Below are 2683 nucleotides of genomic sequence, written 5' to 3'. Positions count from 1 at the left end.
GGCTGCAGCGTGAGCAGGTGGAGTTGCTGGAGCATCACTATCTGGGGCTTTCCCGGATTCAGGAGCTTGCCGGTATCGGCGAACTCTTCGACACCACAACGGTGTTCGCCAGCTACCCGATCGACAGCGCCGGAATCGGCGCCCTCGCGGAATCCGCCGGCCTGCAAGCCACAGGTGTGGACGTCCGGGACGCGACCCACTACGCGCTGTCCCTGGCGGCCATACCCGGAGAGGACCTCGGGCTGCGACTCGAATTCCAGCCCGACCTCTTCGACGAGGCCGAAGCCGAACACATCCTGGCCCGCTACACCAGGGTGCTCGAAGCCCTGGCCACGGACCCGGACCTCCCCATCGGCCGCCTCGACCTCCTCAGCGCCGACGAACGGCGCCGGGCCATCACCCAGGGCAGCGGCCCCACGCGCGACGTACCGCAAGGCACCCTGCCCGAGCTCTTCGAAGCCCAGGCACACCGGACCCCGGACGCCGAAGCAGTTGCCTACGAAGCCGAGACCCTCACGTACGCCGAACTGAACGCACGGGCCAACCAGCTCGCGTACCACCTCACCTACCAGGGCGTGGGCCCCGAAGCCCGCGTGGCACTCGTGATGCCGCGCTCCCTGGACATGCTGATCGCACAGCTCGCCGTGCTCAAGACGGGAGCCGCCTACCTGCCCGTGGACCCGGAGTACCCGGCGGACCGCATCGCCTACATGCTCGACGACGCGGCACCCATGGCGGTGCTGACCGTCACCCGCACACGCTCCGCCGTCCCGGACGGGATGTCCGTACTCGAACTCGACGAGCCCGGCTTCGCCGCAGCGCTGAACGCGTACGACACGGGGAACCTGCGGGACCTGCACCGGACGGCGCCCCTGCGGCCCGCCCACCCCGCGTACGTCATCTACACCTCCGGGTCCACCGGCCGTCCCAAGGGCGTCGTGGTGACCCACCAAGGAGTCCCGAACCTGTCGGCCGACCACATCGCCCGACTGGACATCCGCCCCGACAGCAGGCTCCTCCAGTTCGCCTCCCCGAGTTTCGACGCCGCCGTCGCGGACATCTGGCCGGCCTGGCTGGCCGGCGCAGCCGTGATCCTGGCACCTGCGGAGAGGCTGACTCCGGGCGCACCCCTGGCACAGTTCGTGCGGGACCACGCAATCACGCACGCGACGCTGCCTCCCGCGACCCTCGCCTTCCTGGAGGACGACGGGCTGCCGCCCGAGCTCACCCTTCTCGTTGCCGGCGAAGCCTGCACCGCGGAAACTGCCGCGCACTGGTCGCGCGGCCGTCGGATGCTCAACGTGTACGGACCCACCGAGGCGACGGTTGCCTCCACGGCCAGCGCCCCCCTCTCGGGCGACGACGTGCCCCCCATCGGCCGGCCGCTGTGGAACACCCAGGCCCATGTGCTCGACGCAGGCCTGAGGCCCGTACCGGACGGAGAGGTGGGAGAGCTCTACCTGGCGGGCGCCCAACTGGCGCGCGGCTATCTGAACCGCCCCGCCCTGACGGCCGAACGGTTCGTCGCCCACCCCTTCGGTACGCCCGGCGAACGCATGTACCGCACGGGCGACCTCGTCCGGCGCGCTGCCGACGGCAACATCACCTATGTCGGCCGAGCCGATGCACAGGTGAAGATCCGTGGCTTCCGCATCGAACTCGGCGAGATCGAAGCCGTACTGTCCGAGCACCCCACGGTCGGCCAGGCGGTGGTCGTGGCTCGCGAGGTCCAGCCCGGAGACAAGCGGCTCGTCGCCTACGTCGTACCGGCCCACGGCACTCGCCCCAGCAGCGCCGAACTGAGTCACTACGTGGGAACGAGGCTCCCCGCGTTCATGGTGCCCACGGCCGTGGTGCACCTGGAGGCGCTGCCGCTGACCACGAACCGCAAGATCGACCGGGCCGCCCTGCCGGCACCCGAACTCGACGTCTCCCCGCGGGGACGGCGCCCACGGTCGCCGCGCGAGGACATGCTGTGCGCGCTGTTTGCCGAGGTGCTGGGCGTGCCCGTCGTCGGCATCGACGACAGCTTCTTCGACCTGGGCGGCCACTCACTGCTCGCGGCCCGGCTCGCCTCCCGTGTCCGGTCCCTCCTCGACGTCGAATTGGCGGTACGCCAGCTCTTCGAGACCCCGACGGTCGCCGGGCTGGCCGTCGCACTGGACGGAGTGGACGGCGGCGCGCGGGCACGCGTGGAGCGGACAGCCGTACGCCCGGACCGGGTACCGGTGTCCTTCGCCCAGCGCCGGCTGTGGTTCCTCAACCAGCTGGAGGGGAGCAGTGCGACCTACAACATGCCGTTGTCGCTGCGCCTGTCCGGCACCCTGGACGGTGACGCGCTGGCCGCCGCCCTGCACGACGTGGTGGTCCGGCACGAGAGCCTGCGGACGGTCTTCGCAGAGGATGCGGACGGCCCCTACCAGGTGGTCCTGCCGCCGGAGGCGGCACGGCCGGTGGTGACCACCGTGTCCACCGACGAGGCCTCGCTGCCCGGCCGGCTGGCCGGCTCGGCGCGCTACGGATTCGACCTGTCCGGTGAGATTCCGGTACGGGCATGGCTGTTCGAGCTCGGACCCGAAGACTGCGTCCTGCTGGTGCTGGTGCATCACATCAGTGCGGACGGGTGGTCGGTTCCGCTGCTGGCGCGTGATCTGACGGTGGCGTATTCGGCGCGCAGTGGCGG

General features: G+C 70.6%; 1 protein-coding gene. It reads left to right on the top strand.

Going from position 1 to position 2683, the window contains the following annotated elements; genetic code table 11:
* Positions 1 to 17 precede the first annotated feature (17 nt).
* The coding region (locus ACZ5WG_RS40770; RefSeq protein WP_468729699.1) for a non-ribosomal peptide synthetase at positions 18 to 2683 on the top strand (2666 nt) is incomplete at its 3' end.

Source organism: Streptomyces sp. NPDC032745, assembly GCF_055579465.1.
This window is presented reverse-complemented; position numbering and strand designations above follow the sequence as displayed.